The organism is Coleofasciculus sp. FACHB-712, from assembly GCF_014695635.1.
GTDB lineage: Bacteria > Cyanobacteriota > Cyanobacteriia > Cyanobacteriales > FACHB-T130 > FACHB-T130.
On sequence record NZ_JACJOQ010000303.1, the window covers coordinates 1 to 2,958 of the forward strand.

A 2,958-nucleotide genomic window follows, 5' to 3' on the forward strand; every position below is an offset into this window, starting at 1 on the left:
GTTAACCTCAGTTGGGGAAAATTGAGTGGGGCTAATCTTAATTTAGCAGACCTGCGTGGGGCAAATTTGGAAGGGGCAAATCTGGAAAAGGCAAACCTGAAAGGAGCCAATATAAATGGGGTAATTCTGGGACAAGGAGATCGCAAGGCAAAGCTCAGCGGCGCAATTATGCCTGATGGTACTACTCACGAATAGACTTTGCTAAGGTGCGCCTAAAAACATCGTTCTACCAAAGGTGGTTGTATCCTTAACTCAGATAATCGGAGAAAACTACCTTGAGTCTAAAGCTTTATTTCCTCCGCCACGGACAGACAGACCGCAGCCGAGATAATGTTTTCTGTGGTTCCATAGATCCAGATTTGACGCCAGATGGACTAGAGATGGCAAAAGCTTTTGCTGTTACCTATCGTTCCCTACCTTGGAATGCTATTTTTTGTAGTCCAATGCGGCGTACCGTAGCAACTGCAAAACCGCTGTGTGAAGCTGTGGGGATGCAGATGGAATTGCGGGACGGTTTGAAAGAGATTAACTATGGCGAGTGGGAAGGAAAAACTGTAGAAACAGTTGACCACGAGTATCATGATGATTATATTCGCTGGACTGCTGATCCGGCTTGGTATCCGCCGACTGAAGGAGAATTAGCAGTAGCGATCGCTCACCGTTCGTTACAAGTGATTGAAGAAATCAAGCAGCGGTTTAACAACGGCAATGTTTTGATTGTTGCACACAAAGCGACTATCCGAATTATGCTGTGTAGCTTGCTGGGAATTGATGTCGGACGCTTTCGTTTTCGCTTGGGATGTCCGGTGGGTTCGGTCAGTATAGTGGAGTTTGGCGCTCATGGGCCATTACTTCATGCTTTAAGCGATCGCATTCATTTAGATGAGCGTTTGCGTACCTTACCCGGTACATGATTTGTTTGTAAGTTACCTAGTGATTAGAAATCACGGCTATACAAACAAAGTCTGCTTTCGCAGATAGCATTAAAACCTGCGTAGGCAGGTTTCGTCTGTGTAGCCGCGAATTTTATTCACCAAGGTATATTAATGTAAGATAATTTCTCTATGATTCCTATTATTTCTACAGTACCAATTCAACAATTAGCTTCAGGCGATTGCCTCTCGATTCAAGTTTATAAATTTATCGGTGCTAACCCTGGTAAAAAAACATATTTACAAGCCAATCTGCACGGTGCAGAGATTGTTGGCAATGCTGTCATTCACCAGCTAATCGAGTTTTTGATTAGTATCAATGATACTCAGCTCAATGGTGAAATTTGGCTAGTTCCTGTCTGTAATCCCATCAGTACCAATCAGCGCACTCATTATTTTTCTACAGGTCGATACAATATATTTGATGGGAAAGACTGGAACCGCATCTTTTGGGACTATGAAAAGGAATGTGAAGATTTAGAAGAATTTGCAAAATCTCACATCAATTTTGAAAAAGATGCTATAGAAATTGAATACTACAAAAGAATTAAAAATAGTTTCGATAAACTCTTAGAAAAAATCAAGTCTCCAAGCGGAGCGCCTTTTAACGAACGATATCGCTATCAGCTACAATCTTTATCTTTGGATGCTGATTATGTAATCGATATTCATAGCTCGTCTAATCAAGCGGTAGATTACTTATATGGCTTCCACCGTAGAGAAGAAAGTGCTAGATATTTTTTACTTGACCATGAAATTTTACTAAATGAATATGATGGAGATGCTTTTGATGAAGCTTTCCTAAAGCCTTGGTTAGCGTTGGAAAATCAGCTAGAAACTTTAGGGAAATCGATAGTCTTTGATAAAGAATCTTGGACGCTAGAACTGGGTTCGGGAATGCAAATGAATCCAGAATCAGTTGAAAAAGGAGTTCAAGGCATCAAAAATTACTTAGCCCAGAAAGGCATTTTATCGATTCCTGAATTTCCTTTGGCGCAAACAGCATTCCACAAAGTAACTTTTATTTCAAAAAGCAATCTAAAAAAATATTATGCGCCTAGCGGAGGGATGATCCAATCAAGAGTCAAACTAGGTGCTTCAATCGAGGCTGGGGAAAGACTTTATCAAATTATTAGCTTTAATAAAGAAGAATTACCAAAATTAATTGATGTTTGTGCGGAGACCGCTGGTTTAGTCTTTGATATTTCGACCAATCACGCAGTTAACGAAGGAGAGTATGTATTATCAGTGATGTAGGGGTTTTTAAAAACGCAAACATCATGGAAGATGGGACGACGACAAACGCAGCATTTAATAAAGGCGAGGCAAATATCCTAGACGAGTCAGCATTTTTTAGCATCCCGAAAGCACCGGAAGGATATAAGTCCGGCTTTATTGGGATTATCGGACGCCCAAATGTGGGTAAGTCTACATTGATGAACTATATGGTGGGGCAAAAAATTGCCATCACTTCGCCAGTGGCGCAGACGACGCGTAACCGACTGCGGGGTATCCTGACGACGCCAGAGGCGCAGATGATTTTTGTCGATACCCCAGGAATTCACAAACCGCACCACCAGTTAGGGGAAGTGCTGGTGAAAAATGCTCAGATTGCGATTGAGTCGGTGGATTTGGTGCTGTTTGTGGTGGATGGAGCGGTAGACTCTGGAGGAGGCGATCGCTATATTGTCGATATTCTGAGCCGCACCAAAACGCCTGTGATGTTGGGGATGAACAAAATCGACCTGCGAACCTCAGATTCCCAACAAATTGATGAGAGTTATAGGCAGCTAGCTGAACCCTACAACTGGCCGATTGTGAAGTTCTCTGCCCTCACCGGAGAGGGAGTTGAGGCGTTGCAGCAATTACTCAGCGATCGCCTAGAACCAGGGCCATACTATTATCCTCCTGATTATGTTACCGACCAGCCGGAACGCTTCATCATGGGGGAACTGATTCGAGAACAAATTTTGCTGCTAACCCGCGAAGAAGTTCCCCACTCAGTCGCCGTTACGATTGACATGGT

The 2,958-nt window shown here is 42.8% G+C and carries 4 protein-coding genes; all 4 read left to right on the forward strand.

The features are described from left to right. The coding region (locus H6F50_RS07980) for a pentapeptide repeat-containing protein (protein WP_190428175.1) at positions 1-195 on the forward strand (195 nt) is incomplete at its 5' end. Between the two features lie 80 nt (positions 196-275). Beyond that, positions 276-914, forward strand: coding sequence for a histidine phosphatase family protein (locus H6F50_RS07985; RefSeq protein WP_190428178.1), 639 nt, complete (start codon positions 276-278; stop codon positions 912-914). 150 nt (positions 915-1,064) lie between these two features. Further along, on the forward strand, positions 1,065-2,189 hold the full coding sequence (locus H6F50_RS07990; RefSeq protein WP_190428180.1) for a succinylglutamate desuccinylase/aspartoacylase family protein: 1,125 nt from the start codon (positions 1,065-1,067) through the stop codon (positions 2,187-2,189). Between the two features lie 23 nt (positions 2,190-2,212). After that, a partial coding sequence (gene era, locus H6F50_RS07995) for a GTPase Era (RefSeq protein WP_190428183.1) occupies positions 2,213-2,958 on the forward strand: 746 nt, incomplete at its 3' end.

Bases quoted from the DNA above. Each gene is read 5' to 3' on its own strand.
- H6F50_RS07990 (WP_190428180.1), top strand. From the start codon at position 1,065: ATGATTCCTATTATTTCTACAGTACCAATTCAACAATTAGCTTCAGGC.